The sequence below is a fragment of the Pseudoalteromonas sp. L1 genome (assembly GCF_021728095.1).
Classification (GTDB): Bacteria; Pseudomonadota; Gammaproteobacteria; order Enterobacterales; family Alteromonadaceae; genus Pseudoalteromonas.
Genome location: NZ_JAKKCT010000007.1, coordinates 1 through 24,694 on the forward strand (window position 1 = coordinate 1; position 24,694 = coordinate 24,694).

Here is a 24,694-nt window from a genome sequence, read left to right on the forward strand (position 1 = left end):
TACGCTTGGTGACAATAGCGTTTTGGACCCACCTGACCCCATGCCGAACTCAGTAGTGAAACGAAACAGCGCCGATGATAGTGTGGCATTTGCCATGTGAAAGTAGGACATCGCCAGGCTCCTAATTAAAGAAAGCCCGATTCGAAAGAGTCGGGCTTTTTTGCGTTTGGAGCTGACAGCTTTCAGACATCAGCTGAAACACAGAGATATCAGACGTCAGATATTAGAGAACAGTTGAACTACGGGGGAATTTGGTAATAGAGTCACCCTCAGCAACCCCCCGTAGGAGGCACTTCAGTGCCGAATAAATTAAACAAACACATTCATGGCTAAAGCCATTCCTACAAGTACACTTTGCCTAGAGCCTCCGGCAGAGGAAGGCACAGCATCAAACACCTTCACCGCGCTGAAAGCTGATAGCTCGTTGTCACTCACACTGCTGTATTTCTCTCACATCGCCGCGGCCGTCGCTTAAGTAGCATTGTTCTAACAACGAGCAATAACAGATCTCGGTTTTAATACTCCTGCGTTGCTTATTCACCTTGTCCCACTGAGTTGTATTGAAACCTGTTTTCTTAAAACCAAAAAGATTAAGTTCAGCGCCTGAGGCTAATAATCGGTTATTACTAACGCCGGTGTATAACCAACCAAATGTTTCAAAGAAATTGATGTCAGTTGACTCTTTTTGCAGTTCATTTAACTGTGCTTCATAAGCATAAATATCAAAGCAGCAGTCTTCTATTAATTTGAATACATTGCTATACGATTTTTCATCATGGAAGAATTTAACGTATTTAATAATGGCTGGGCCTGAGCCTGAATTTTTAATGTAAAAAGTGATTTCTTGCGAATTTTTTTCCTCATCAAAGTTCCCAGTCATAACTTCTATCCACGGCCAGGTTGCGGCTTTTACTTGCCGTTCTGCGGCGTTGGCTTGTAAGTAAGTGGCATAAAAGGAGGCTGCTGAAATTATAATAGCGCACAATGCGAGAAAAAGGTTTAGCCGCTCGTTGGTCAACCAAACTTCGGACTTATTTGTGTTGCTTGGTTGTGCGCTCAAATTTGTGGATACTATATCTGAGTTATTATTTGATTTAATGATATCCTGCTTTTGATTGTCCATAGTCTTGTATTTGTTGTTTTTTATAGACTATAAAACATGCAGATTAAATTGCATACAAAAAGAAACAGGGAGTATTTCTCCCTGTTTGAGCTATTAGCTGTTTGAAATAAATACGGTGAGCTTTTCACCAACTTTTAAGCTATCTCTTGAAAGGTTATTCCATTGTTTAAGCTTAGTGATACTGACCTTGTATTGTTTAGCTATCTTCCAAAGGCTGTCGCCAGATTTCACTTTGTATTCGATTTGTTGATCAGCTAGTTGCGGTAATATAAGCTTTTGGCCTATACGAATCGTATTTGTTTTTAAGTTATTGAAAGCTTTGAGTTGGCTAACGGTTACTTTATGGTTCTTTGCGATCACACTTAAGCTATCACCGCGTTTGACTGTGTAATGTTGCCACTGGCTAAAGTCATTACTCTTTTGGTTAGCTAATAGGGTTTGATAATGTGCTTGCTGCTCTTTCGGGACCACAATATGCGGCGCATCAATTACAGCAGGGTAACGGATAACACCATGGTTTAGCTCTTCAAGCTCTTGCCACTTTGCTTTATCTGCCAAGATCACAGCACCTGTCACGGGTAAGGTCGCAATAGCCTGCTCATTTTTAATGGCAGGAAATACCATTTTTTGATGCTTTAATAATTGTGCTGCGGCCAGTAACTTAGGCACGTAGTGTTTAGTTTGTGATGGCAGTTTCAAGCTAAAGAAATCAGTCGATTTACCTTGCTTTTTATTACGAGCAATAGCTTGTAGCACTCGTCCTTCACCAATGTTGTAGGCAGCAATGGCATGATACCAATTACCATCAAAGCGTTTATAAAGGTATTCCATAAAATCGAGGGCTGCACGGGTGCTGTCAATTACATCTTGGCGACCATCATACCAAGGGGTAATTTTTACTTTGAAATATTTAGCAAGAGAGGGTGTTAACTGCCACAAACCTGAAGCATGTTTATGTGAATAGGCACTGGCATCAAAATCACTCTCTATAAGTGGCATCAGGGCGAGTTCTATTGGTAAGTCACGGTTTTCTACTTCTGTAACGATATGATACAAATACGGCGCTGCACGGCGGCTTATTTCTTCCATGTAGTTCGGATGAGTAAGGTACCAAGCTATGCGTTTTTGCACATCTGGGTGGCTTGAATCGCTAAACTGCAATTGAATGCGAATACGCTGCCATACGTCATCAAGTTCACTCGGTTTTAGCGGTGTAACCGCGTCTACTTGTGCTGTTTTAGTGTTTGCAACCACAGTACCTGGATTGGCTTTGATGGTAGGCTTCTTTTCGGGAAGAGACTCAGGGGCAGTCTGACAGCCTGTTACAATGAGAGAAACAACAACAAGGCCTAAAAATCGATTTAAAAACACGTATTAAAATACTCCATTAACTTAGGTGCGGGTAAACTAAAGCGCCTAAGCTTAACATAAGGTGAGTTAAATATGACCATTAGATTAACAGCTCGCTAACTTACTCACCCAATTGAAATTAAAACGAAATACTAACTTGTAACCCAACGTAGCCATGGTTTTGTGCTTCCCAATAGCGGCTGTCTATTTCTCGGGCTCTAGCATAGATCTCTATTCTGAACGGCTTTGAATCCACTCCCAAGCCAACCCCCACATAGCCATCAATATTATTGTGGTCGTCATCAAAGCGGTCGCTGTAATCATGGTCATCTCGGTCGTCGTAAACAGCAAGCTCTATTAAATCTATGCCCACTTCGCCATAGGCAAAAAAATCACTGAAATAGCCAAATTTTATGCCTGTGTCTAAGGTTAGAAATGTTTCCCGATCACCTTTTTTAGTGAACACTTCAGCTGAGCCTAATGCAGTTGTAAATGCTGCGCCGAAATTGCTGCGGTTAGCTTTAGTCATAAATTCGATGCCGGCTGAGGTGATTGAATCAGTACTATTATGCTCTGATTTAACAAACAAGTTCATATCTGGGCTGTCATAAATGCCAGCAAAGCTTGTAGCAGGAACAAAGGCAAGTGATGCGAAGAGCGCCAAGAGGGTAGGTTTCATATTAGTTAATCCATTAAACTTTAATGGGTAGATGATACCAAACAGCGCCTTAGCAAATTGTAAGTAATTGTTCTAACGATGTAAGTTAACCGAACACACAGCGAAAGCAGGCTCCTTGTTGGCGTTTGATATATACCAAATCGCCACCATGATTGAGCATGATTTGGCGCGATAAACTTAAGCCTATTCCTGAGCCTTGTTGCTTGGTAGTAAAAAATGGCACAAAAATCATCTCGATCACATGATCGCTAATGCCAGTTCCATTGTCGCTGACCTCTAAATACAGTTGCTGATTAGCATTTTGCGCAATGTTTACCTCAATGCACTTTGCTGACTCTGGATTATTTAACTGCTTTAGTACATCAAGGGCATTTTTAAGTAGGTTTATTATTACTTGTTCAACTTGGCCTCTATCTATCATTACTAACTGCTGGCTTTGCACCGATAAATTCAACGTAATATTAAGTTGTTTAGCCTGTTGTGAGTGTAGAGCGACAACTTGCTTGGCAAGATCTGCCAGAATATGTGGTTGTAAGTGTGGGGCGGGTAAGCTACTAACCTTTTTAAATTGCGCTATAAATTCCCCTAAATGCTCGGTTCGTGATGCGAGTGTTGTTAGGGCGAGTTGCAAGTCTTGTTTATCTTCCTGATCATCAAAACTAAGCTCAGTTGGCAGCAGTGCCGTACAAGTTTGTGCTAATGAAGAGAGTGGCGTAATCGAATTAGCAATTTCATGGGTTAGTACTTTGGTAAGGCGCTTATAAGCTTGTTGCTCTTTTAATTGCAGCTGATCATGAATCGATTGCAAACTGATCACTTTACGAACTTTACCTTGGATTTCGGCAATACTGATCTGCACAGATAACGTATCGTGCTGCTCACCATTTTGCCATGGCACGGTATTACGGCTATTTTGTTTAGCGCCTTGGACAAGGTTTGCTATTACACCTAAATCATCGATGTGCTTTACAGCTTGTCCAAGTAAACGGCTGACCGCCGGATTGCTTTCAATAATAGTGCCTTGTTCGTCACATACTAATACTGCTAAATCGATATGAATTAATAGCGCTTGTAAGAACTGGGCTTGTTGCTCTGCATTAAAACGCGCAGCCTGAATTTGTTGTTTAACCTGCTCAAATTGCTGCTGCATAGGGTGTTGGTCGCCAAAGCCTAATGTGCTGTCTCCATTCGCTAAAGCGCGAAAAACAATATCTGCACGCCTTGTTTGGCGTTTAAATAAATTAAAAATTTGCGCGGCACATACCAAATTTAAAATTACTAAAAGTGCCGAAATTGCAGAAAACCCGCTTTGCTCTACTTGCCAAAACAAAGTAATTGATAAACCTATTAATGCAGCTAATAGGCTGGCTAAGCTAATGAAATTTCGCATCGATTAAAGTCCGTATTTTTCTAAACGACGATACATGGCTCCGCGTGTTAGGCCGAGCGCTTTTGCTGCATGACTCACGTTCCCTTGAAAATGCTTTAAAGCGGCACGAACGGTTCTCTGTTCGATGATTTCAAGATCAAAAGTGTCGTAGTCTGTGGCGCTTGTAGGGAGCTCATTTGTGCTAACAGTGGTACTGGGTGAGCTTATCACTGAGCTAATATCGAGCTCTGAGCCTTCTGATAGGATGACTGCTCGCTCAATTGCATGTGCAAGTTCACGGACATTGCCTGGCCAATGATACTGACTTAAACGTGTCATATCAGATGCCGCAATCGAGAGCTCACGTTTGTATTTATGAGCAAAGTGCTGCAAGTAGTAGTTACACAGTAATGGAATGTCTTCAATGCGCTCACGCAGAGCTGGCAAACGGATCTCTACGGTATTAACACGATACAGTAAGTCTTGCCTAAATTTACCTTCAGTAACTGCTTGTTCGAGGTTTTCATTGGTTGCACAGATCAAACGAATATCAATATCGATGACTTTAGAGCCACCAACCGGTGTTATTTGCCTGTTTTGTAGTGCTGCAAGCAGTTTAACTTGTTGGTTAAGCGGTAAGTTACCTAGTTCATCTAAAAATAAACTACCACCATGGGCAAGTTCGAATCGGCCAATGCGATCTTCTTTCGCGCCAGTAAACGCCCCTTTTTTATGGCCAAATAGTTCGCTTTCAAACAGGCTTTCGGCCAGTGAGCCCATGTCTAGGCTTATGAAGGGCTGGTTTTGGCGCTGGCTAGCATTGTGGATTGCATGTGCTGTGAGTTCTTTACCTGTGCCACTTTCGCCACTAATCAATATGTTGGCATCCGTGTTGGCTGCTTTGTCGATAACCGAAAAAACCTGCTGCATTGCATCGCTTTGGCCTAAAAACTCAAATGGTTGATTGCCAATGGATTGCTGCAAGGCTTGCTTTTGTTTTGTGAGCTTACCAACTTGCTGCTTGTCTTTAGCGTGTGAAAATGCCGCCGCTACAGCACCGAGTAATTGCTCATTCTGCCAAGGCTTGGCAATAAAGTCAGAGGCACCTGCTTTAATTGCTTCTACAGCTAGCTGAATATCGCTATAGGCCGTCATAAGCAGTACCGCAATGTTAGCGTCTTGGCTCATTATTTTTTTTAGCCAGTAGAACCCTTCTTTGCCACTAATTGAGTCTTGCGTGAAGTTCATATCGAGTAACACAACATCTATGGCCTGATCCGCCTCATGCTGTGCGCTAATGATACCTTCGATATCAAAGGGATTATCTGTGGTTTTTACAACCTGATAATGTTGTTTTAGAAGTAGTCGTGCGGCGATAAGTACGTCGGCGTTATCATCGACGATAAGAATTGATCCTGCTTGTTTCATAGCTGTTTATTATTATTCCTTTTTAAGAACACTAAGACTAATTGAAAAGAGGAACAGTGTCCATTTATGGACGATATATGATTTTCGAAGTGTTCTATAAGCGGACACTTGATTATATGCACTTTTATTGGTTTTTATATAAGCTATTGTAACTTAATGAAAATAAAAGTTGGCACAAGAGTTGTTTTATCTATAGGTAATTAGCACCTAGATAACTTAAAGGCGTCAACATGGATAAGAAAATTACACGCTCAAATAACAAAGCATTTTTTAAAAAATCAGTAATTGCAGCAGCATGTTTAGCTGTTGCAGCAGCTTATGGTTTCACACAAACTGAGCAAACAGGTCGTAGTCAGCAAGTAACCGCGACAAGCTTAACGATTAGCACAGTACAACAAGGTGAATTTGTTGATGCTTTAAGTCTTCGTGGTCAGGTTATGCCTCGCACGACTATTTACCTCGACACCATTGCCGGAGGCCAAGTCGAAGAGCGACTTGTTGAACAAGGTGAGTTTGTTAAAAAAGGCCAACCACTTGTGCGTTTAAGCAATACCAATTTGCAGCTTGATGTAATGAGCCGTGAAGCACAGGTGACTGAGCAGCTTAACTTTTTACGTAACACGCAAATGAATATGGAAACCAGCCGTTTAAACTTACGCCGTGATTTGCTTGAAATCGATCTTAAAATTACGCATTTATCGCGTCGCTTAAAACAGACTCAGCCGCTAGTGAAAACCGGTGTGTTAGCACAAGAGCAATTATCTGAGATTCAAGAAGATTTAGCGTATTACAAAGCGCGTAAAGAACTAACCCTTGAGCGTCAAAAGCAAGAAAACAGCATTCGTGAAGTTCAGGTAGCTCAGTTAAAAGACAGTGCCGACATGCTAGAGAAAAACCTACAGTTTGCGCGTAAGAACCTTGAAAACCTACTCGTAACAGCACCTGCCGATGGCTATTTAAGTGAGCTTGATGTTGAAATTGGTGAATCAAAAAGCCGTGGTGCTCGCCTAGGGCAAATTGATATTCCTAATGAATACAAGCTAGTTGTGCGACTAGATGAGTTTTACCTAAGCCAAGTTCAAACAGGTATGCAAGTGCTTATTGAACACGAGCAAGGCGAAATTGCGGCAACAGTTAGCAAAATTGATAGTCGTGTTCAGCAATCACAGTTTCAGGTTGAAGTCGATTTACCAAACGGCACGAGCAACATAAAACGCGGACAAAGTCTTGATGTGCAGCTGATGCTAGGTGATAGCAAAGGTACTGCTTTATTACTTGAGCGCGGCGCATTTTTCACCAGCTCAGGAGGTAACTGGGTTTATGTCATGGAAAAAGATGGCAATCGTGCAGTACGAAAAGACATTCGTCTTGGCAAAAAGAATCAAAACTATTATGAAGTGTTAAGTGGCCTAAGCGCCGGAGATCGCGTGATCACCTCTAGCTACAGCAACTTTGATAAAGCACAACAACTACAATTTTAAGGATAATAACAATGATTAAATTAACTAACTTATCACGCGTATTCCGTACTCAAGATGTTGAAACAACAGCACTTAATAACATTAACTTACATGTAAACGAAGGCGAGTTTCTTGCCATTATGGGGCCATCTGGCTGTGGTAAATCAACATTACTCTCTATTTTAGGTATGTTGGATTCGCCATCGGCAGGCAGTTTTGAATTTTTAGGTGAAGACATCGCAGGGTTTGGTGAAAAGCAATTAGCGACACTTAGAAAAGCGTCGATTGGTTTTGTTTTTCAAAGCTTTAACTTAATTGATGAATTAACAGTATTTGAAAACGTTGAGCTGCCATTACAGTATCAAAACATCTCAAAAAGTGAACGTAAGCAGCGAGTAGACGCAATCTTAAAACGTGTTGCAATCGACCATAGAGCAGATCACTTACCGCAGCAGCTATCGGGTGGTCAGCAGCAACGTGTAGCAGTAGCCAGAGCACTTGTGATCAACCCAAAACTTATTTTAGCGGATGAGCCTACGGGTAACCTTGATTCAAAAAATGGTGATGAAGTCATGGCGATGCTGCGTGAGCTAAATCGCGAAGGTACCACGGTAATTGTGGTTACCCACTCAGAAAAAGAAGGCAATTATGCTGACCGTTTAGTGCGCTTACTTGATGGCCAAGTGATGGTTGATAAAGCTAACCGTGTTCAACAAACAGCAGAGGTGGCATAACATGATTTTAAGTTATTTGATCACCGCGCTGCGTGCGTTTAAAAACCAAAAACAGCATTTTATTTTAAATGTTCTGGGTTTAAGTGTGGGCTTAGCTGCGGCAATTCTAGTTGCTTTGTTTGCAAAAAATGAGCTTTCGTACGATAGCCAACAGCCTCATGCTGAGCGTGTTTATCGCGTTGGCCAAGACTTCTCAAAACTCGGTTTATCTGTGGTGCCTATTTTTAATTATGTGCAGTCAAAGCAGGCCGAAGATTATAGCCAAGTTGAAGAAGTATTCGGATTAACTATGGTCGAGCTGACCCGTGAAGCCATGGTGGATGTGAGTTACCGCAATCAAGGCTATAAGTTAAATGCCTTATATGGTGCTACTGCAAATATTGAAAATTTCATTGCTATGGAGACGATTGCGGGTGACTTAACAACAGCAATGAGTACACCAGACAGCCTCGCTTTAAGTGAGTCAGAAGCACTGCGCATTTTTGGTCGCACCGATGTGATTGGGGAAACACTTACGCATGAACAAGGACAGTACACAGTGCGTGCTGTGTTTGCAGACTTAGCAGATAACACTCACTTTGCCTTTAAAAACCTTGTTTATGTTAAGCATGATCCAAGCGATATAAACATCAACAGTAGTTATGTTTATATGCGTTTAGCAGAGGGCACCGATACAGATGCATTAGCTAAAACCTTAACAGAGCGCTTTTTTAGCGGTTCGATGCTGGAGCAAGTTAGATTAGAGCTGCATCCATTACTTGATTTGCACTTAACGGCTAAATCACCGTTTGAGATGAAAGCGGGTGGTGCTAAACAAGTGGTGATGATCTGTGTTGGTTTAAGTGTGTTACTTATTCTTATTGCAGGTTTTAACTTTATCAATATGACCGTCGCTCAATCGACTAAACGTGCAAAAGAAGTGGGTGTGCGTAAAGCGCTTGGCGCAAGTAAAGGCCAATTAGTAACACAGTTTTTATCTGAATCTGTATTGGTATCAATGCTTTCAATGGTGATTGCATGTGCTTTAGTGGAACTATTTTTACCAAGCTTTAACCAACTAGTAGACCGCGAATTGGTCGTGAATTATGCTTCTGAATTTGGCATTGCCATTATTGTGGTCGCAATTGCTGTGGGCATATTAGCTGGGCTTTATCCTGCATTCTTTATTTCGTCATTCAGTGCAAAACGCGTTTTAAGTGGAGACTTACAACGAGGTAATACTGCAATATGGGTTCGTAAGAGCTTACTAACCTTACAGGCTTCACTAGCAATAGGTTTAATTATTGCCTCTATTACCTTGTTAAAGCAATTAACTTACTTACAAAGCTTACCTTTAGGCTATGAAACGACACAAAGATTGGTTATTTCAGAGCTACCAGTAGGCGAAGTATTCACGAAAGAAAAAAATGCCTTAGTTAACCGTATTAGTGCAATTCAAGGCGTACAGCAAACAACAGTTATTGATACCCGTTTAACCGTTTCAATCAATAATACACTTATGCCAACGTGGCCAAATGGTGAAGCGTCTGGCAGCTTAACGCCTGTTGTAGGTGCAAGTTACGATGTTGTAAAAACGCTAGGATTAAAACTCGTTGCTGGTCGTGACTTTAGTCGTGAGTTTGCTGGTGATTGGGCAAGCCGTGAAAATGGAGTAACAAGTACGGGCACCATTGTGACTGAATCTGTCGCAAGGCAAGCGGGTTACACTAACATGAGTGACATTATCGGTAAGGTAATTAAAGACTCAGGTCGCGGCGTAGATATGCGTGTTGTGGGTGTGGTTGAGGATGTAAAGGTAGGTAATGCTAAAGATGCCAACTCAAATATTATGTTCTTATGTGGCTTTAACTTTTTATCACCAGTATCAGAACTAATTTTAACGATTGATCAGCAAAACTTGCCTAACATTAAAGCTCAGATCGCTGAAGTATTAGCAAGCACAGCCAATATCTATGAGCCAAAAATTAACTTACTCGCAGACAACTACAAAACTCTGTTAAAAGGTGATGAGCGAATTTCGAATGTAGTTTTAATCTTTACCGGTCTTGCTGTGTTCTTAACTTGTTTAGGTACCTTTGGTTTGGCTTCGTTTGCAACAGTGCGTCGTCAAAAAGAAGTGGCCGTTCGAAAAGTGCTAGGTGCATCACGCATCAGTATCGTCAATATCATTGCTAAAGAGTTCTTAGTGCTGGTGGCGCTCAGTATTGCTATTGCGTATCCAGTGACTTACTTGTTGGTAGGTGATTGGTTAGCGAACTTTAATGACCGCATTGAACAAGCTGTATGGGTGTATTTAGTTGCCGCCGTCGCGGTGGCCGCGATTACCTGGGTTACCGTTGCAAGCTTAGCCTTTAAGGCCGCAAGCACCAGACCATCGCTTATCTTGCGATATGAATAACAGTTAACTAACTCTCAACTATAAGCCCAGCAATACAGCTGGGCTTTTTTAGTTTTAAATGCTTATTGAGGATGGTTGTCGCCTACGTAGGGCATGCTTTAGCGCGTTGGTATGAGAGCTAAAGGTCTTTAACCTTCACCGCGGGGTTACCTGCTACTAGGGTATTTGCCGCGACATCTTTGGTAACTATTGCCCCTGCGCCAATCACGGCATTATCAGCAACTTTAATACCTGCAAGTATAATAGCGCCTGCACCAATCCATACATTGTTACCAATGCTAATCGGCGCTGCAAAATTAGCTTTTGCTAAACGCTCGGTTGGGTTTACTGCATGCGATACCGCGAGTATTTGCACATTTGGGCCTAATAAGCAGTCATCGCCTATCGTAATTTGTGCATCAGATAACGGCGCATCGAGCATGGTACAGTTAATGTTTATGAAGGTGCGATCACCTATTTTAATACCACTGCCATAATCACAATGAAAACCCGCTTCAATAACAACCTGTTCACCACACTGAGCAAACGTATCTTTTAATCGTTTTAAATTGCCTTTACTTGGGCTTTTGGCAAATAAACGACAAATTTCATGGGTGTTTTTTCGTTGTTCTATAAGTGACTTTTCTAGGCTGTTAAATGAAATGCTCATCGTTTATTCAGGTAACCCAATATGTGCATGACCACTTTTATAGTCAATAGTGATTAAAAAATGTTTGAGAACATCGTAGCCTATCAAGCCTTGTACTTTTTTTCCTCTTATATGTGTACCCGTTGTTTTATATTGAGATTCAAGATTCGCAGATTCCCCTTTTGCAGGGATACTCACCAGTACATTTTCCATTTCAAAAGGGCCAAATTTTAGCCATGGGATACGAAAGCTTTCAGTCATACCACTTGTATTCACGCCTGTGCTTATTCCCGATTCGCGCTCTATCTCATCAAGCCACCCCATGCTTTGAGCGACACTTCGTTTAACAACCATACCGCCATTGTTACCCGTGTCGAGCACCAACCATATTGATTTTTCATTACTTAACATCACTTCTACAATAGGCATACCTGAGCCTCTTTGTTTTAGCATTTTAATGTTTTCGGTGTCATTTAAATTGACTGAGTCATGGGTAATAAGACGCATTTTTTGATTTGGGTAATCCAGTTGTATAACAAATTGGCGAAAGAAGCCGGCACCAAATAGGAGTGCGTTATCATGAAAGCCAAGGTTGATTTCTACCGCATCATCAACTTCAGTGTTCATACCAAAAAAATTGATAGGCACATTATGGTAAGTTGTTTTATCTTCAGTGCCATATACGCCTTTAATTCGCGTTTTGCTTCCTTTATTTAGCTTAAGCTTATTTTTGTTAATAAAGTGAGGATTAATGCCATTCATTTGTGCGCCTGTATCCAATAAAATTTTACTCGGTATACCAGATACCGTTGCAGGCACTTTGATGTGACCATTTTCTAAGTGAAAATCCAGCCAAGGCGTGACCGCCGCGTGGCTACAAAAACTTAAAACAGTTAAGCACAGTGTAATAAGTAACTTCATTATTAATCCTTTAATTTATTGTTTTTTATAGCTTAAGCTATTTATAGTGAAGTAATTCAGATACCCATGCAAGCCCAAAGTTGACTCAGTTACGGCTAGCCTTGTGTCGCAATGATGACAAGTGAAATGGTATAGGGACTTTGAGTGTAAATAATTTAGGAGATCATATAAGAATAATGCATTTTATGCTCTATAGCGGTTACTAAAGAGCATATGGTATTACGTCATAATTGTGCTCGGGATGATTTTAACCACTTATTAAGCCAAGCTGATTGCTCTTTAAGTAAATATGTTAAGTTTTCTTTCGCTCTATAAGAGTGGCCTTCATAGGGGAGCATAATGAGCTGGGTTGTTTTTTTATTCGCAATTAGCGCTTGATACATTCTTGTTGATTGTAGGGGGTAAGTCCCTGAATTTTGATCATTTTCACCGTGAATAAGTAGCAATGGCGCATCAATTTTATCTGCGAACATGATTGGTGATAAGTCAATATAGGTCTCTTTTGCTTGCCATAGAGTACGCTTTTCACCTTGAAAACCAAAAGGCGTTAATGTTCTGTTATAAGCACCGCTTCGAGCAATACCAGCTTTAAAAAAGTCAGTATGTGCGAGCAAGTTTGCTACGGTAAATGCGCCATATGAATGACCCATGACAGCTAAAGAGTCGATATCAATCAACCCTGTACCTTCGAGTGCATTGATAGCTGCTTGTGCATTAAGATTTATTTGATTGATAAAGTCATCATTGGGTTCTTGACCGTCAAATGCAGTGATTGGCATGGATGGTGACTCAAAAACTGCGATGCCGTCATGAAGAAAAACCAAAGGGCTTAATGGATCAAATTGCCTAAATATATTTGTTTTTACAGTATTTTGTTGGCTTAGTTTTTTATTATTAAATTCATCCGGATAGATCCATAGGACTGCAGGTATTTTGCCTTGTGCTTTATCGTAGTTACTCGGTAAATGTAGCGTACCACTTAAATTTAACCCATCACTTCTTTTATAATTTATAAATGTAGGAGGCTTGTCAAAATATTGCTTATTTTTGTTCGTTAATAAGGGGATTCGCTCATTCATATCAGTGCTTGAAATTGCAAAATATTGAGGAGCTGTTTGTACATTTTGTGTTTGTATAATAAGCGTATTATTTGCAACTCTTAAAGGGAGTTCAATGCTTTCTTCACTGCTGATAAAGTACTCTTTTCGTGTGTTATTGGTTTTGTTTAGTGTCTTTATAGTGGGCCTGATGCCCTCTTCGCTAAGGCCATTAGATAAAAAGAAAAGATTTGAATCATCTTCAACAAGCACTTCATACCCTTCAGGTAGTCTCAGGGTTTGCGGATCGCCAAAGTCATTAAATTTATCTCTATAGTCTCGTTGTTCAATTAAGACACTTGCTGAGGTATTTGCACTAATTAAAGAAGCTTTTGCTTGTTTGCTAGCATAAAGCCATTCTTGAGCGACTCCGGCACCTGACTTCCCCCATATAATATTATGTACTCTCCACTTAGCCTGATGGATGAGTTGTTTGTTTTGATTGAACGGGCTGGCAAGTTTATATGTATTGTCATGATATTTTTTATCTACTGACATATCACCATTATCAATTGCTTCGGTCCAAGTGAGAGTTGAGCCTTCAGAGGGAAGCCATTTTACTAATCTTGCACCATTAGGGACGCTATCTTTGGCTTTCTTTAAGTTAACCTTGTTATTTAAAGAGGGTAAGACATTTAGCTGGTGGTGGGTTTTTAAGTTAGTAATTTGATAGTCTCTGCCCCACTTTTTGTATGGTAAAAAGGAGGAGAGCTCTTTGGGTAGAGTTGACGACAACACATACTCTCCGTCAGGAGACAAAGAGAAATCATCAAATAGCATGTTATCAGTTAGAGAGGTCACATTACCTTTTAAATCGATTTTAACTAAGCTTGAAAGTGCTAGAGTTTTAAATTGCTCTTTAAGTTTGTTATTTTTTAGAAGGCTTTGATATGTTCGCCCTTGCTCTACTTGTCGCTCAGATGAGAGAGAGTTTGGTTGTTTTAATTCGTTAATGGGTGAGTGTACTTTAGTATTTCTTTTTTTAACGATTAGTGCTGTGCTATTAGGTAGCCATCTGAGGTGTCTGCCACCTAATGTCGCTGATAAATTGGCCTGAGAAAGGCGTTTGAAAACCTGAGTTTCAACGTCATACACCCATAAATTAATTGTGTTGTCATTTTGAATTAAATAAGCAATTTTTTTAACGTCAGGAGACCAGTTATAGTCGATAATGACGCCGTTATCAGGGGTTAGGTCTATGCTCGTTCTATTGCTGATATCAAAAAGTGTTGTATGGCTATATAAAGGTGTGTCAAATCGGCTATATAGATTGCTATAAAAATCCAAGCCCGCTAATTGCACGCGTGCTTGTGATACATAGTGAATCGATGGATAGCGTATCTGATGTAAAAATAGAGCCTGTTTCCCATTAGGTGATAGTGATACATTCTCTTGTGTTGTGGAATCTATATAACTTTCCCATTGGGGTTTATTCTCATCTGTGTTTGCGTGTATCGCGAAAGATAAGAGCAATACTATAAATATAAGAAATCTATTCATTGCGTAATGCCTTTATTGGATCTTGTCTTAGTGTTTTACTGATGGGGAAAAAGCTTGTGATAAGCGCCATAACTAACAGCCCAAGCCAGATAGATAATGTTAACCACCAGTTTATAGTTAAGGTGACGTTGGGTAGTGAAAAGCAATAACCAATAATTAAAAATGCTAATGAAAAAGCGAGCACCAAGCTCATCGTTATGGGTTGCATAAGCTCAAGTAAACTTTCTTTTAATAATCTTAGGTTATCCGCGCCCATTGAGAGCTTAACGCCCAAGCTATATCTGCGTACTTTAATTAAGTAGTTAACAATGCCATTGATGCCTATGCAGACCATGAGTAATGATGTTGATGCAAGTACAATAGCGAGCCAAGCAGCGTTTAAATGACGCTGTCGTTGGTCATCAAATTGAGTGGTTAATGACGCTAATGTATGTATATCTAGGCGTTTATCAATCCCGTAGATCAGTTGCTGAATTTGCGATGTTGATGCGGAATCTTTCATTGTTAGAAGGTAGGTATATTGACTCCAGCCTGGGTAATCTTTGGGTGTGAACACTTCAAAGTTTTCACTTTCAGGCCTTCCTGGTACGTAGGTATTACTGACTACGCCTACGATAGAATAAAACGTTTTGCTGTCAAAGCTGACTTTACTGTTCAGTACATTCTGTGTGTTTTTATCCAACATATCCGCAAGGCGTTGATTAACAATAATGGGCGGGTTTTTAAGTTTTTCATCACCTTTGCTAAAGCCCTTGCCTGTTACTTTAAGATCTAATTCTGCAAAATAATTGTTGGAAACTAAGCTATTACGCGCTTGGGCAATATACTGGCCAGATTCATCATATATTTGGTTAACATTAACCGTATCGGGTAAGCGTTGCTCTGATGATAGTGCTAAACTGCTCACGTTATCGAGGTTTAATAACTGTTGCGTAATGGCTTTATGAAGGTTGATTCGTTCACTTGGCTTATCGATATTACTGTAATTTATTGTAAGTGAGTATTTACCCTGAGAGTTTATGCCATTATCTCTGAGCGCTTCAGAGAGTGTTACTAACACGACGTGACTTGCTGCGGTTAATACTAAAAATGAGAACAAAATCTGTAAGCCAACCAATAAATGACTGGTCGCTGCGCTCATTTGTTTTCCTGTGCCTTTACCGCTACTTTGTAAGCTACTTATTAAGTTTTTTTCTTTTACGACACTTAATTCTATAAATGAATAGAGTGCTGCAATAGTAATAATCAAAAATGCTGAAAACAGGAGCGTATTAATACTTAACGAAAGAGTATCTAGTCGCTGTATAGAATTTTCGGCTAAGTTTTGAATAACGATAAACCCTATTTGGGTGAGCGTTAATGCCAGTATGACTGCAATGCTAATCAGTAGTAAGTTGTGTTTTAGTGTTTCAACAATGAGCTGTTTTGTACTTGCCCCAAATGCAAAGCTAATAGCAATTGGTTTTATACGAGTAATGGCTTTTGCAAGTTGCATACTAGAGAGGTTGATAAGTGCGATGAGTAATAACAAACAAACACCTAAAAGCAGCATGAGTACTATTTTTCCGCTATCACCTTTTAATGCGTCACTAAATATCGTGATACGTGCGTTAACAGTAAAGTCCTTCAGAATATTAGGAGCATGGAGCTGAGCGCCTTTCAGTGATAGGTCTGATAACTGTTGTGTGATTGCAGATTCTGATACTGTATTTTTTAATCTAACAATACTTTTGTATGCACCCATAAATCCATTTGCTGTTTTGGGATCAAATACCTCATCGACATCAATAGGTAACCATATTGCATCGTTTATATTTTTGTAGTGGGGCAAAACAAGATCATCTGGAGCTACACCAACTATAGTGAATCGGCGTTGATTTAACTGTATTTTTTGACCAATAATATCACCTCGCCCTTGGAAAAGTTCTTGCCATGCCCTATAGCCTAAAACGACAGACATGTGCTTACTGCCGAGCGCCTCGGTCTTATTAAATAATCTGCCAAGTTCAGGTTTTACACCAAGCAGATCAAACAAGTTATTAGATGCAAGAATAACGTCTACAGCGGGTCTAGTTGGCCTGTCTAATAATTTATAACTGGTCCACTTATGGTAGGTAGCCATGTCAGTAAAGAGCGTATTTTCACTCTCTATATAACTTATTACTTTTGAATTACTAGCAGGGCCTGAGTAGCTTTTTGAGTTTACGGTGCCTTCTAGTAAATATAAATTATCACTTTGTTGATAAGGCAAGGGGGAGAAAAAGACTAAATCCACTAAGCTAAATGCACTTAGTACCATGCAAAGAGTAAGCGCTAATGTAAATACGGTTGTTAAATAGTACTGTTTAGCACGTTTGAAGGTATTGTAGGCTACTTTTAACATGGCTGAGCAACTCGATTTGCCTCTATTGGCGTATTGATATCATCATTTTCAGCTATTACAGAGCCATCTTTTAATTGAATATTACGAGATGCCATGTTGGCATAACGCGGGTCATGGGTGACTAAAACGATTGTTGTGCCTTGCTGATTAAGGTCTTTGATCAATGCCATGATGGCATCACCGTTTTTAGAATCTAAGTTACCTGTTGGCTCATCGACAAGCATAATTCCTGAATCACCAGCTAAAGCGCGAGCAATGGAAACGCGTTGCTGTTGACCCCCTGATATTTGGTTAGGGTATAAATCAGCTTTATCTGCAAGGCCTACTTTTTCTAAGCAATCTAAAGCACGTGCATGGCGCGTTGAAAGCGAATCCCCTCTGTATTTTAAAGGCAGTGCTACATTTTCTAAGACGGTCATTTCATCTATCAGATTAAAAGATTGAAATACAAAGCCGATTCTATTTCCACGAACTTTAGAGCGTTGCGTTGAGTCCATATCAGAAACCAGTAAGCCGTCGATGTAATATTCACCGCTTTGTGGGGTGTCGAGTAATCCCATAATATTCAGTAGTGTTGATTTTCCGCACCCTGATGGGCCTGAAATAGAAATAAATTCGCCATCATAAACAGTGAAGCTAATTCCTTTTAAAATTTGACTGACCTGATCGCCATTGGTAAAGGATTTAGTTAAGTTATTAACCCTTAAAATTTCAGTGTTCATACTTCTAGCTCTCTATTTTTATAACTTTTGTTTCAGCAGGAATGTCTAAGGTGGAAATAATAACTTGCTCGCCAGGCTCTAAGCCTGATAACACCTGAATTAACTGTCCTGATGTTTTGCCATATTGCACATCAACTCTAACAGCCTTGTTATCACTCGTTAGCTTGAATAGTGAACCATAACCACCTTCTTTAGCATCACTGGGTTGCTTTATGTAATTCATATCTTTTTGCACGTCGGCGTAGATGGTTGCATCAACCTGTTGCATCGGTTTCATGCTGCCGTGCTCAATTGCTTCAAGTTCAATATCAACCTGTACAGCACCATCATTGATCACAGGGTCAACACGAACGACTCGTCCATGCACTTGCTCATTGAGTGTTGTAATGTCGGCTTTCATGCCCATTTGAATTAAGTGCGCTTGAATTTGCGGAACTTTTATTTCCCCAACTAATGGCGAGAGGCTGCCAATGAGCGCAAGCTCAGAGCCTGCTGTTACACTTTGCCCTAAACTGAGAGGAAGACGCTGTATGACCCCTTTCATTCCTGCTTTTACAGATAATTGCTCGACCATAAGTTTTGCGACGTTGAACTCATCTTCAGCTTGAGAAATAAGATCATCTTGAATCGAAAGTGCTTCTTTTTGCATTTCAGTGAGCTTGTCTAATTTTGATTCTTCGAGGCTGATACGTTTGAGTAACTGCTTCGCTTCCAATTCGTTTTTTTTAGCACTAATCCCAGAGACAATTCCTGATTTAGCTAAAGAGCGTTCGGCTTCTACTTGGAGCATGGCAATTTCTGCTTGTGCTTTTAACTCAGAGATACTTGATTCATTGTTTAACAGCTCTCGTTGTTGCACTAACAAAGTTTGACGTTTCTGTGTCTTTGCATTTTTGAGCTTCGCTAAAGCTAAGCGCAGCTTACTCTCAAGCTCAGGGTTGTTTAATGTCAGAATCACTGTATCAGGCTCTACAACAGCACCTGCTTTTAGCTTTATTTCGTCGACAACCGCATTGCTGGTGGCTGTGAGTAGTCTTTTATTAATTGATTGTAGCGAGCCATAACCTTCAACCTTAATAGAAAAGTCACCTCGTTCTACTTTTGCCATCGTTACAGACTCAAGTGAGATTACTTCTGCATTATCTGCAAACCCTAACCGCCAACCAGATAAAAGCATAATGGCTGACAAACCAATTAACCCCTGATAAACAAGTTTAGATGTGAGTTTCATTATTTTTTCCTTTGCTTATGAGCAACCTTTAGTTAGATCACCTCTGACAGGGCTTGACCATTAATTAACTTTTCTAAGTCTATGACTCTGTCTGCTGCTTTTATCGTTTCTTGCCTGTGGGCGACACTAATTCTGGTTATTCTTTTTGATTTTAAATGCTGATTCACTTTTAATTCTGTAGCAGCATCTAAGTGACTCGTTGCTTCATCTAAAAATAAAACAATAGGTTGGCTGTAAAGGGCCCTAGCTAAAAGTAAGCGTTGTTTTTGACCGCCAGACAATGAACTGCCTAAGTCGCCCACCTGTGTATGCAGCCCCATTGGCATGGCTTGAATCTCTTGCCAAATTGCTGCGCCTTTTGTAGCTTCAATCACTTGATTGATATCTGGCTTGGGTTCAAAAAAGGAGATATTTTCAATTAAAGAGCCATTCAGTAATTGATCATTTTGCATAACCGTGGCGCACATAGATCGAAAGTTTCGCATCCCTAGCATATTGATTGAGTGTCCATCTAATAAATAATCACCTTGCTCGGCTTTAATTAGGCCTGTCATTAGCTTAAGTAAGGTTGATTTGCCTAATCCTGAGCGGCCAATAATAGCGACAGACTCTCCAGCATTTATTTCAAAGTTGATACCTCTAAATAACCAAGGAGATGAAGGAGAATATCTAAAATGTAAATCGCGTACTTCGATATGTCCCTTAGTTTGCTCTTTTGCAACGACCAATGAATTACTCTCTTGTTCTTGGCTTTGCATGACGATATCTGACATTCTTCGAAGGTAAGTGGATGCCAACTTAAATCGAAATATATGGTCAACTAAGGTTTGAGTGCTGCTTGAAAATTGTTGACGATAGGCTAAGAAGGCAATGAACATACCAATCGTAAATGCATTGTTTATGATTAATGTCGCACCAAAAAATATAACGGTTAAATACTCTACTTTACTTATTAATTCTTGGCTTATTTCAGCCGAAATAGATATTTTCTCTCGCTTAATATTTTCATTGGTTGTATCGGCAAATAAGTTAAGCCACGATGATAATCGTGTACTTTCTTTGACGTAGCACTTTATGGGCATTATCGCTCGAATTGTTTCGAGAAAGTGGCTATTTTCTTTTGCTTGTTTCGCTAAAACTTGTTCTAAGTGTTTATTTTCTTTTTTTGTTAAGTAAAGCCTTACCATTAACGTGATAGATAAAAATATAAGTGATATCAAGGCAAGGGTAGGTGAATAGGTATACATTATGATTAAAGTCGTAATACCAAGAAGGCCTTCGACAATCGCGGCAATAAAGCCTCGGCTAATCATACGCTGAACTTCATTAAAGGCCTCGAATCTTGATTTGATATCTCCAACATGGCGAGACTCAAAGAATGATAGAGGTAAATGTAGTAAGTGGCGTTGTATATTAGCCTTTACCTGAAAACCTAAGTTCTTATCTAGGTATAATATTGCCGCTGAGCGAATAATATTACTAAACGTAGTTAATAGTGTGATTGCTAAAAATGCAGCCAGTAGCCAGACCAACACACCGCTATCTGAAAGTGGAATACCATGGTCAATGACGATTCTTATATAGTATGGGGATATGAGTAAAAAGCATTGCAATATCAATGCAATAACGAAAATTTTAAACAGCGATGAGCCTAACCCATCAATATTACCTATAAACGTTCTAAGTGGCATTTTTACTCTTTCATCTGCAACCGTAAATGTCGATGAAGGAGTTAACTCTATTGCAATACCAGTGAAAGCTTCAGAAACTTGTTTCCAATCAAGTTTAACTTTCCCTTTGGCAGGATCATGAATAACGATCCCCGTTCTACTGACCGACGCTAAGGTTACAAAATGATTAAAGTTCCAATGAAGGATTGCTGGCCCTTTTAGTTTTGATAGCTGTCCAAGCTCTAGTTTTAGTACACGCCCAGACAAGCCAATATCATCAGCTATTTTTAAAATATGTTTAACGGTAATGCCTTGTGTTCCTACCGGATAGCGCTGTCGCATGGCAAGCATATTAACTTTGTAGCCATGATAAAATGCGATCATTGCAAGGCAAGTAATCCCACATTCAGCTACTTCACTTTGTAAAAAAGTAGGCAATTTAGATGATTTGAAGTCTATATAATCGGTGAGTCGCATTTAGTTTTCACTATTTAATTAAATTTATAATCTTTTCATCTTGCTTGTTAAGTACTATTTTTATTTCAGCGTTAGGTGATAATTTTTGTATATCATTTTCTTTAATTTTCAAATGAACTTTTTGTTCTTTTTCACTTGATATTCCATTAATAACCATAGTGACTGTCGCTGTTATTTTTTCATCGTTAATATGTAGAGTTGCTTTATCATTTACATTTAAATTGATTTTCTTGGTGTTTGATACCCAAAAAGATAATTCACCATCGGCTGGTGGTGTCAAAAGATAACCAAGAGGCTTGTATGGCTGAGTTATATTTTTATCAATTTTAGAGTGAAAGAAAAAACCGTCACTGGGAGAGCGGATAACATCACTTTCTAAATTGCTTTTATTATTTAGTTTAGAGATAGAGATTAAAGCCTGGTCTTTTCTTACATGCCCACCATTTTTAGATAAGTAACTTTTTATAATGGCAACTTCACTATAAATTAGAGGTGTATAATTTTCAGCAGATATCTTAATCGCAAGACTCTTACTTGATGGGATCGAGATTATTTTTATTAAAAGGAAGAAAGCAATAAATATGAAGATAAGAAATAATATAGAGTTATTTATCACTTTAGGTTGCTTTATAAGCGACTTGCCAATATCACTTGATTTATATTGGTTCCTAAGAGCTTCCTTTCTAAACATATTAACAATAGACATGAGTTAGCTAACTTTCTTTATTGGAATGTCACCAACAACAGTGTTGCTGTTCATATAACTAAGCGGGCATCCCATTTGCCAGCTATCAAGAGTCGTAAAGCCTTTTATCCAGGTGCTAAATTTTTCATTATTTAAAGTGAGAGTGCCGTCAGGGTTAATCTTGCCAATATTGTTTCTGTCATCATCTAAAGCTACGGTACACTTATTGATATTACCATTTGCTCTAATTCCTAAAGAATTTGGCTTTCCGGCATAACAGATGTAATGACCGCGTTCATTTATTTTTTTGCTATTGCCTGAATAGCGTTCTGTTAGTTCTTGAGCTAATTGCTTGGCTGATTTTTTTGATATTAGGCGGTTTATTTTTTCTTGATTATCACCCCCTAAGTTAGATATTTCTTTAAAGAATAACTGGAATCTACTATCATTTTTTAACTCTTCATCATAGCGTTCACAAAAAGCTAAAACACTTTCATGGTTTAAGTCTGTAATATGTACTCTGAGAGTTATATGAAAATCAAGATCAGTTGCTGATGCTGCTAATAAGCGACCCCATATTTTATCAAAACTGCCTCTTCCGTTACGTGTTAATCGAGTTGTGTCGTGTGACTCTTTGTCACCGTCAATAGAGATTTGAAAGCTATTTTGTTTTAACTCCACAAGTTTTGTGAGTGTTTTTATATCGAGAAGAGAACCATTTGTAGTCAGATTTCCATATACTTTGCAGCCATTTTCTTTTGCTAATGACTGTGCGTATTCAGAAATTTCAAATAAAATGTCTTTTGCTAGTAAAGGCTCCCCACCAAACCAACTTAAAGATAGGTACTTTAATTTAGGCATTTTATTTTTGATAAGAACTTTAGTTGCATCAACTAGCCAACGAGGCATTTTGCCAATTTCAAAATCTTCATAACAATACACGCATCGGAAGTTGCATTGTTCAGTTGGAAAGATAATAAGTTGAAACTTTTCATTACTAAGACTGTTCAATAGCTGCTTTTTAGAAAACCCTTTTATTTTATTTTCTGAATCTGTCATTTTATACCCCGCTAAGTTAATGGCGCAGACTTCCTAAAAGCAAGTCTGCGACAACGTGATTAAAGCTCTTTTTCAGCGCCGCAACTAAGGTTGATATCACAGATACCATTGCCTTCTTCATCTTCCTCTTCCGGTGAGAAACCGCCTGCTACAGCGTCAGTTAGCTCTTCACTTAACTCAACCTCACCTAATTCATTAAGTTTAATTTCTTCATCTTTAATATTTTCAAATTTCTTGCTCATTTTTTTTCCTTAAATTTATTTTATTAACCCTTGATGGGTTTTATAATTATGGCTGTGTTTTAGTTTTTTTTAACTGTTAAATTTACTGGGTTTTATTATTTTATTTAATCTTTCTTCTATTTTTTTGTTGCTACTTCTATCTTTTTTTATTTCAAGTGGTTTTAAATTTTTTGAAATTTTTTCTTTTAAGATGAAGTACTCAGTTTTTTCATATATTTTTAAAATTTCATTTTCTATTTCTCTGCATGGATTGTTTCGATAAACATTTAGAGCTGTCATTCCATAATTAAATTCATCATCTATTTTTTTGTATTCTCTTAGTGTATTTATGACAAGTGATGAATTGCATGGTGCTTTGCTTTCTATAATAATTTGCGAAGCAAAGTTTAAAGATAATAGCGATTCTAGTTTTGTTTTTTTTAAGCAAGATATAAGATGGTTCATTACTGTTTTTGATTTGTTTTCATTGCCTGTGCACTTAAAAATTTCATAAAGTCGGTAGCTATATATTCCATTTTTTATGCATGTGTACTTTTCGATTTGTTGTAAGCAAACTTTTAAAGCGTCATCAAATTTTTTTAAGTTAATTAGTGATATTATTTTTGATTCAATGTATATATCATGATTAATATACTTCTCTGGTATCTTACTTTTAAGTGAGATAACTTTATCGAAATCGGAATTTAAAGTGTAATTTTTTAAGCATTCGTCAAGTGTTGCACGACATAGAGTCTCCCACCTGTCACCCAGAGCTGCTTTTTTACAGCTATTCCTCCTAAGAAAACGTTTGAGTTTCCATAAAAAGGAGATATATTATTTAGTAATGAGTCAAACTCGGTTTTTCTTTTCGTTAATTTATAGAGCCTGAGCAAGTTTATTGTAGGGTCTATAAGGTTTACGAGATTTTGATTATCTTTGTCATTGCTATATAATTCACTCCAAAAGTTGATTGCTCTCTTTAAAAACAGCTCACTTTCATTAGTTTTTCCTTGGTAGGCCAAAACTAATGGATATGCATTGATTAGCCATAGTAATGTTCTGTTAGACTTTATCTCTTTACCTGCTACATCCCTATCAAAAGCAATGCACATGTTTTCACACCATTGTTCAATATTATATAAAGCTTTTAAATCTCGCTTTTCGGTTAAACGTTTTAAATGAGGTTTGTAGCTTGTCGAGATATTTTCTGGCATTAGCTAATGCCCTCGGAATCTGAGAAGGAGGTGTGTTGCTCCTGATTATCACTTACATGGCAATAGACCTCTTCAGGGTCGATATAACCACCGACGAGTGCGTCAAGCAATTCGAGGTTAGTAATTTCAATAAAGCCATCATTTGTTCTTCGAGCTGCTACCGAGTGTTTTTCTGATTTCATATTGTTTCTCATTTAACTTGTCTTATTAGTTTTTCGGACTTGAAGGTAAACCTAAAATAAGCCAGCTGATTTGCAATGATTTAACGCTGATTTATCTGTAACCAAGTTGTGACTTCATTATAAATCAGTAGGTTATGATTGTGTGGTAATTCTAATTACAGTG

General features: G+C 38.8%; 21 protein-coding genes and 1 rRNA gene. 4 read left to right on the forward strand and 18 right to left on the reverse strand.

All coding sequences use genetic code 11. The features are described 5' to 3' along the window. Positions 1-4 precede the first annotated feature (4 nt). Positions 5-119: ribosomal RNA gene (gene rrf, locus L3V38_RS17600) — 5S ribosomal RNA — on the forward strand. A gap of 308 nt (positions 120-427) precedes the next feature. Here rrf and L3V38_RS17605 read toward each other — a convergent pair. From L3V38_RS17605 to L3V38_RS17625, 5 genes are all read right to left on the reverse strand, one after another. Then, positions 428-880, reverse strand: coding sequence for a hypothetical protein (locus tag L3V38_RS17605; protein ID WP_237120171.1), 453 nt, complete (start codon positions 878-880; stop codon positions 428-430). Positions 881-1,216: 336 nt separating this feature from the next. Further along, the gene (locus tag L3V38_RS17610) at positions 1,217-2,494 is read right to left on the reverse strand and encodes a LysM peptidoglycan-binding domain-containing protein (RefSeq protein ID WP_237120172.1); all 1,278 of its coding nucleotides are present in this window, start codon (positions 2,492-2,494) and stop codon (positions 1,217-1,219) included. Between the two features lie 118 nt (positions 2,495-2,612). Further along, positions 2,613-3,152: a hypothetical protein gene (locus L3V38_RS17615; RefSeq protein WP_237120173.1), complete on the reverse strand. Its 540-nt coding sequence runs from the start codon at positions 3,150-3,152 to the stop codon at positions 2,613-2,615. 85 nt (positions 3,153-3,237) lie between these two features. Next, a complete protein-coding gene (locus tag L3V38_RS17620) occupies positions 3,238-4,542 on the reverse strand; it encodes an ATP-binding protein (protein WP_237120174.1) in 1,305 nt (434 codons plus the stop codon). Positions 4,543-4,545: 3 nt separating this feature from the next. Beyond that, positions 4,546-5,949 carry a sigma-54 dependent transcriptional regulator gene (locus L3V38_RS17625; protein ID WP_237120175.1) on the reverse strand — a complete coding sequence of 468 codons (1,404 nt, stop codon included), beginning with the start codon at positions 5,947-5,949 and terminating at the stop codon, positions 4,546-4,548. Between the two features lie 230 nt (positions 5,950-6,179). On the opposite strand from L3V38_RS17625, the gene L3V38_RS17630 reads away from it, so the two are divergent. Genes L3V38_RS17630 through L3V38_RS17640 form a run of 3 tightly spaced genes read left to right on the forward strand, consistent with a single transcriptional unit; the run spans position 6,180 to position 10,541 of the window. Next, a complete protein-coding gene (locus tag L3V38_RS17630) occupies positions 6,180-7,430 on the forward strand; it encodes an efflux RND transporter periplasmic adaptor subunit (RefSeq protein ID WP_237120176.1) in 1,251 nt (416 codons plus the stop codon). A gap of 11 nt (positions 7,431-7,441) precedes the next feature. After that, entirely contained in the window at positions 7,442-8,143 is a 702-nt protein-coding gene (locus tag L3V38_RS17635; protein WP_063528939.1) for an ABC transporter ATP-binding protein, read from the forward strand. Between the two features lies 1 nt (position 8,144). After that, positions 8,145-10,541 (forward strand): ABC transporter permease, encoded by a 2,397-nt coding sequence (locus tag L3V38_RS17640; protein ID WP_237120177.1) that lies wholly within the window; start codon positions 8,145-8,147, stop codon positions 10,539-10,541. 118 nt (positions 10,542-10,659) lie between these two features. Here L3V38_RS17640 and L3V38_RS17645 read toward each other — a convergent pair whose 3' ends face one another. The 13 genes from L3V38_RS17645 to L3V38_RS17705 all read right to left on the reverse strand — a co-directional run bounded on the left by L3V38_RS17645 (position 10,660) and on the right by L3V38_RS17705 (position 24,543). Continuing rightward, positions 10,660-11,190, reverse strand: a complete 531-nt coding sequence (locus L3V38_RS17645) for a sugar O-acetyltransferase (protein WP_237120178.1) — start codon at positions 11,188-11,190, stop codon at positions 10,660-10,662. 3 nt (positions 11,191-11,193) lie between these two features. Next, positions 11,194-12,090 (reverse strand): pepsin/retropepsin-like aspartic protease family protein, encoded by an 897-nt coding sequence (locus tag L3V38_RS17650; protein ID WP_237120179.1) that lies wholly within the window; start codon positions 12,088-12,090, stop codon positions 11,194-11,196. 224 nt (positions 12,091-12,314) lie between these two features. Then, on the reverse strand, positions 12,315-14,687 hold the full coding sequence (locus L3V38_RS17655; protein ID WP_237120180.1) for a prolyl oligopeptidase family serine peptidase: 2,373 nt from the start codon (positions 14,685-14,687) through the stop codon (positions 12,315-12,317). Next, on the reverse strand, positions 14,680-17,070 hold the full coding sequence (locus L3V38_RS17660; protein WP_237120181.1) for an ABC transporter permease: 2,391 nt from the start codon (positions 17,068-17,070) through the stop codon (positions 14,680-14,682). Before L3V38_RS17660 ends, L3V38_RS17655 begins: the two co-directional genes overlap by 8 nt. Continuing rightward, on the reverse strand, positions 17,064-17,792 hold the full coding sequence (locus tag L3V38_RS17665) for an ABC transporter ATP-binding protein (RefSeq protein ID WP_130150862.1): 729 nt from the start codon (positions 17,790-17,792) through the stop codon (positions 17,064-17,066). Before L3V38_RS17665 ends, L3V38_RS17660 begins: the two co-directional genes overlap by 7 nt. A 4-nt stretch (positions 17,793-17,796) precedes the next feature. Beyond that, the gene (locus tag L3V38_RS17670) at positions 17,797-19,023 is read right to left on the reverse strand and encodes an HlyD family efflux transporter periplasmic adaptor subunit (protein ID WP_237120182.1); all 1,227 of its coding nucleotides are present in this window, start codon (positions 19,021-19,023) and stop codon (positions 17,797-17,799) included. A gap of 32 nt (positions 19,024-19,055) precedes the next feature. Then, positions 19,056-21,170, reverse strand: coding sequence for a peptidase domain-containing ABC transporter (locus tag L3V38_RS17675; protein WP_237120183.1), 2,115 nt, complete (start codon positions 21,168-21,170; stop codon positions 19,056-19,058). A 10-nt stretch (positions 21,171-21,180) separates the two neighbouring features. Then, positions 21,181-21,876 carry a hypothetical protein gene (locus L3V38_RS17680; RefSeq protein WP_237120184.1) on the reverse strand — a complete coding sequence of 232 codons (696 nt, stop codon included), beginning with the start codon at positions 21,874-21,876 and terminating at the stop codon, positions 21,181-21,183. A 3-nt stretch (positions 21,877-21,879) separates the two neighbouring features. Then, positions 21,880-22,914: a radical SAM protein gene (locus tag L3V38_RS17685; protein WP_237120185.1), complete on the reverse strand. Its 1,035-nt coding sequence runs from the start codon at positions 22,912-22,914 to the stop codon at positions 21,880-21,882. Positions 22,915-22,973: 59 nt separating this feature from the next. Beyond that, positions 22,974-23,156, reverse strand: a complete 183-nt coding sequence (locus tag L3V38_RS17690; protein ID WP_193988051.1) for a hypothetical protein — start codon at positions 23,154-23,156, stop codon at positions 22,974-22,976. A gap of 69 nt (positions 23,157-23,225) precedes the next feature. After that, positions 23,226-23,600 (reverse strand): hypothetical protein, encoded by a 375-nt coding sequence (locus L3V38_RS17695; RefSeq protein ID WP_237120186.1) that lies wholly within the window; start codon positions 23,598-23,600, stop codon positions 23,226-23,228. Positions 23,601-23,854: 254 nt separating this feature from the next. Then, the gene (locus L3V38_RS17700; protein ID WP_237120187.1) at positions 23,855-24,349 is read right to left on the reverse strand and encodes a hypothetical protein; all 495 of its coding nucleotides are present in this window, start codon (positions 24,347-24,349) and stop codon (positions 23,855-23,857) included. After that, positions 24,349-24,543 carry a hypothetical protein gene (locus L3V38_RS17705; protein ID WP_193988048.1) on the reverse strand — a complete coding sequence of 65 codons (195 nt, stop codon included), beginning with the start codon at positions 24,541-24,543 and terminating at the stop codon, positions 24,349-24,351. The genes L3V38_RS17700 and L3V38_RS17705 overlap by 1 nt, the downstream gene beginning before the upstream one ends. Positions 24,544-24,694: the final 151 nt, after the last annotated feature.

Bases quoted from the DNA above. Each gene is read 5' to 3' on its own strand.
- L3V38_RS17605 (WP_237120171.1), bottom strand. From the start codon at position 880: ATGACTGGGAACTTTGATGAGGAAAAAAATTCGCAAGAAATCACTTTT.
- L3V38_RS17615 (WP_237120173.1), bottom strand. From the start codon at position 3,152: ATGAAACCTACCCTCTTGGCGCTCTTCGCATCACTTGCCTTTGTTCCT.
- L3V38_RS17620 (WP_237120174.1), bottom strand. From the start codon at position 4,542: ATGCGAAATTTCATTAGCTTAGCCAGCCTATTAGCTGCATTAATAGGT.
- L3V38_RS17625 (WP_237120175.1), bottom strand. From the start codon at position 5,949: ATGAAACAAGCAGGATCAATTCTTATCGTCGATGATAACGCCGACGTA.
- L3V38_RS17630 (WP_237120176.1), top strand. From the start codon at position 6,180: ATGGATAAGAAAATTACACGCTCAAATAACAAAGCATTTTTTAAAAAA.
- L3V38_RS17635 (WP_063528939.1), top strand. From the start codon at position 7,442: ATGATTAAATTAACTAACTTATCACGCGTATTCCGTACTCAAGATGTT.
- L3V38_RS17640 (WP_237120177.1), top strand. From the start codon at position 8,145: ATGATTTTAAGTTATTTGATCACCGCGCTGCGTGCGTTTAAAAACCAA.
- L3V38_RS17645 (WP_237120178.1), bottom strand. From the start codon at position 11,190: ATGAGCATTTCATTTAACAGCCTAGAAAAGTCACTTATAGAACAACGA.
- L3V38_RS17650 (WP_237120179.1), bottom strand. From the start codon at position 12,090: ATGAAGTTACTTATTACACTGTGCTTAACTGTTTTAAGTTTTTGTAGC.
- L3V38_RS17655 (WP_237120180.1), bottom strand. From the start codon at position 14,687: ATGAATAGATTTCTTATATTTATAGTATTGCTCTTATCTTTCGCGATA.
- L3V38_RS17660 (WP_237120181.1), bottom strand. From the start codon at position 17,070: ATGTTAAAAGTAGCCTACAATACCTTCAAACGTGCTAAACAGTACTAT.
- L3V38_RS17665 (WP_130150862.1), bottom strand. From the start codon at position 17,792: ATGAACACTGAAATTTTAAGGGTTAATAACTTAACTAAATCCTTTACC.
- L3V38_RS17670 (WP_237120182.1), bottom strand. From the start codon at position 19,023: ATGAAACTCACATCTAAACTTGTTTATCAGGGGTTAATTGGTTTGTCA.
- L3V38_RS17675 (WP_237120183.1), bottom strand. From the start codon at position 21,170: ATGCGACTCACCGATTATATAGACTTCAAATCATCTAAATTGCCTACT.
- L3V38_RS17680 (WP_237120184.1), bottom strand. From the start codon at position 21,876: ATGTCTATTGTTAATATGTTTAGAAAGGAAGCTCTTAGGAACCAATAT.
- L3V38_RS17685 (WP_237120185.1), bottom strand. From the start codon at position 22,914: ATGACAGATTCAGAAAATAAAATAAAAGGGTTTTCTAAAAAGCAGCTA.
- L3V38_RS17690 (WP_193988051.1), bottom strand. From the start codon at position 23,156: ATGAGCAAGAAATTTGAAAATATTAAAGATGAAGAAATTAAACTTAAT.
- L3V38_RS17695 (WP_237120186.1), bottom strand. From the start codon at position 23,600: ATGAACCATCTTATATCTTGCTTAAAAAAAACAAAACTAGAATCGCTA.
- L3V38_RS17700 (WP_237120187.1), bottom strand. From the start codon at position 24,349: ATGCCAGAAAATATCTCGACAAGCTACAAACCTCATTTAAAACGTTTA.
- L3V38_RS17705 (WP_193988048.1), bottom strand. From the start codon at position 24,543: ATGAGAAACAATATGAAATCAGAAAAACACTCGGTAGCAGCTCGAAGA.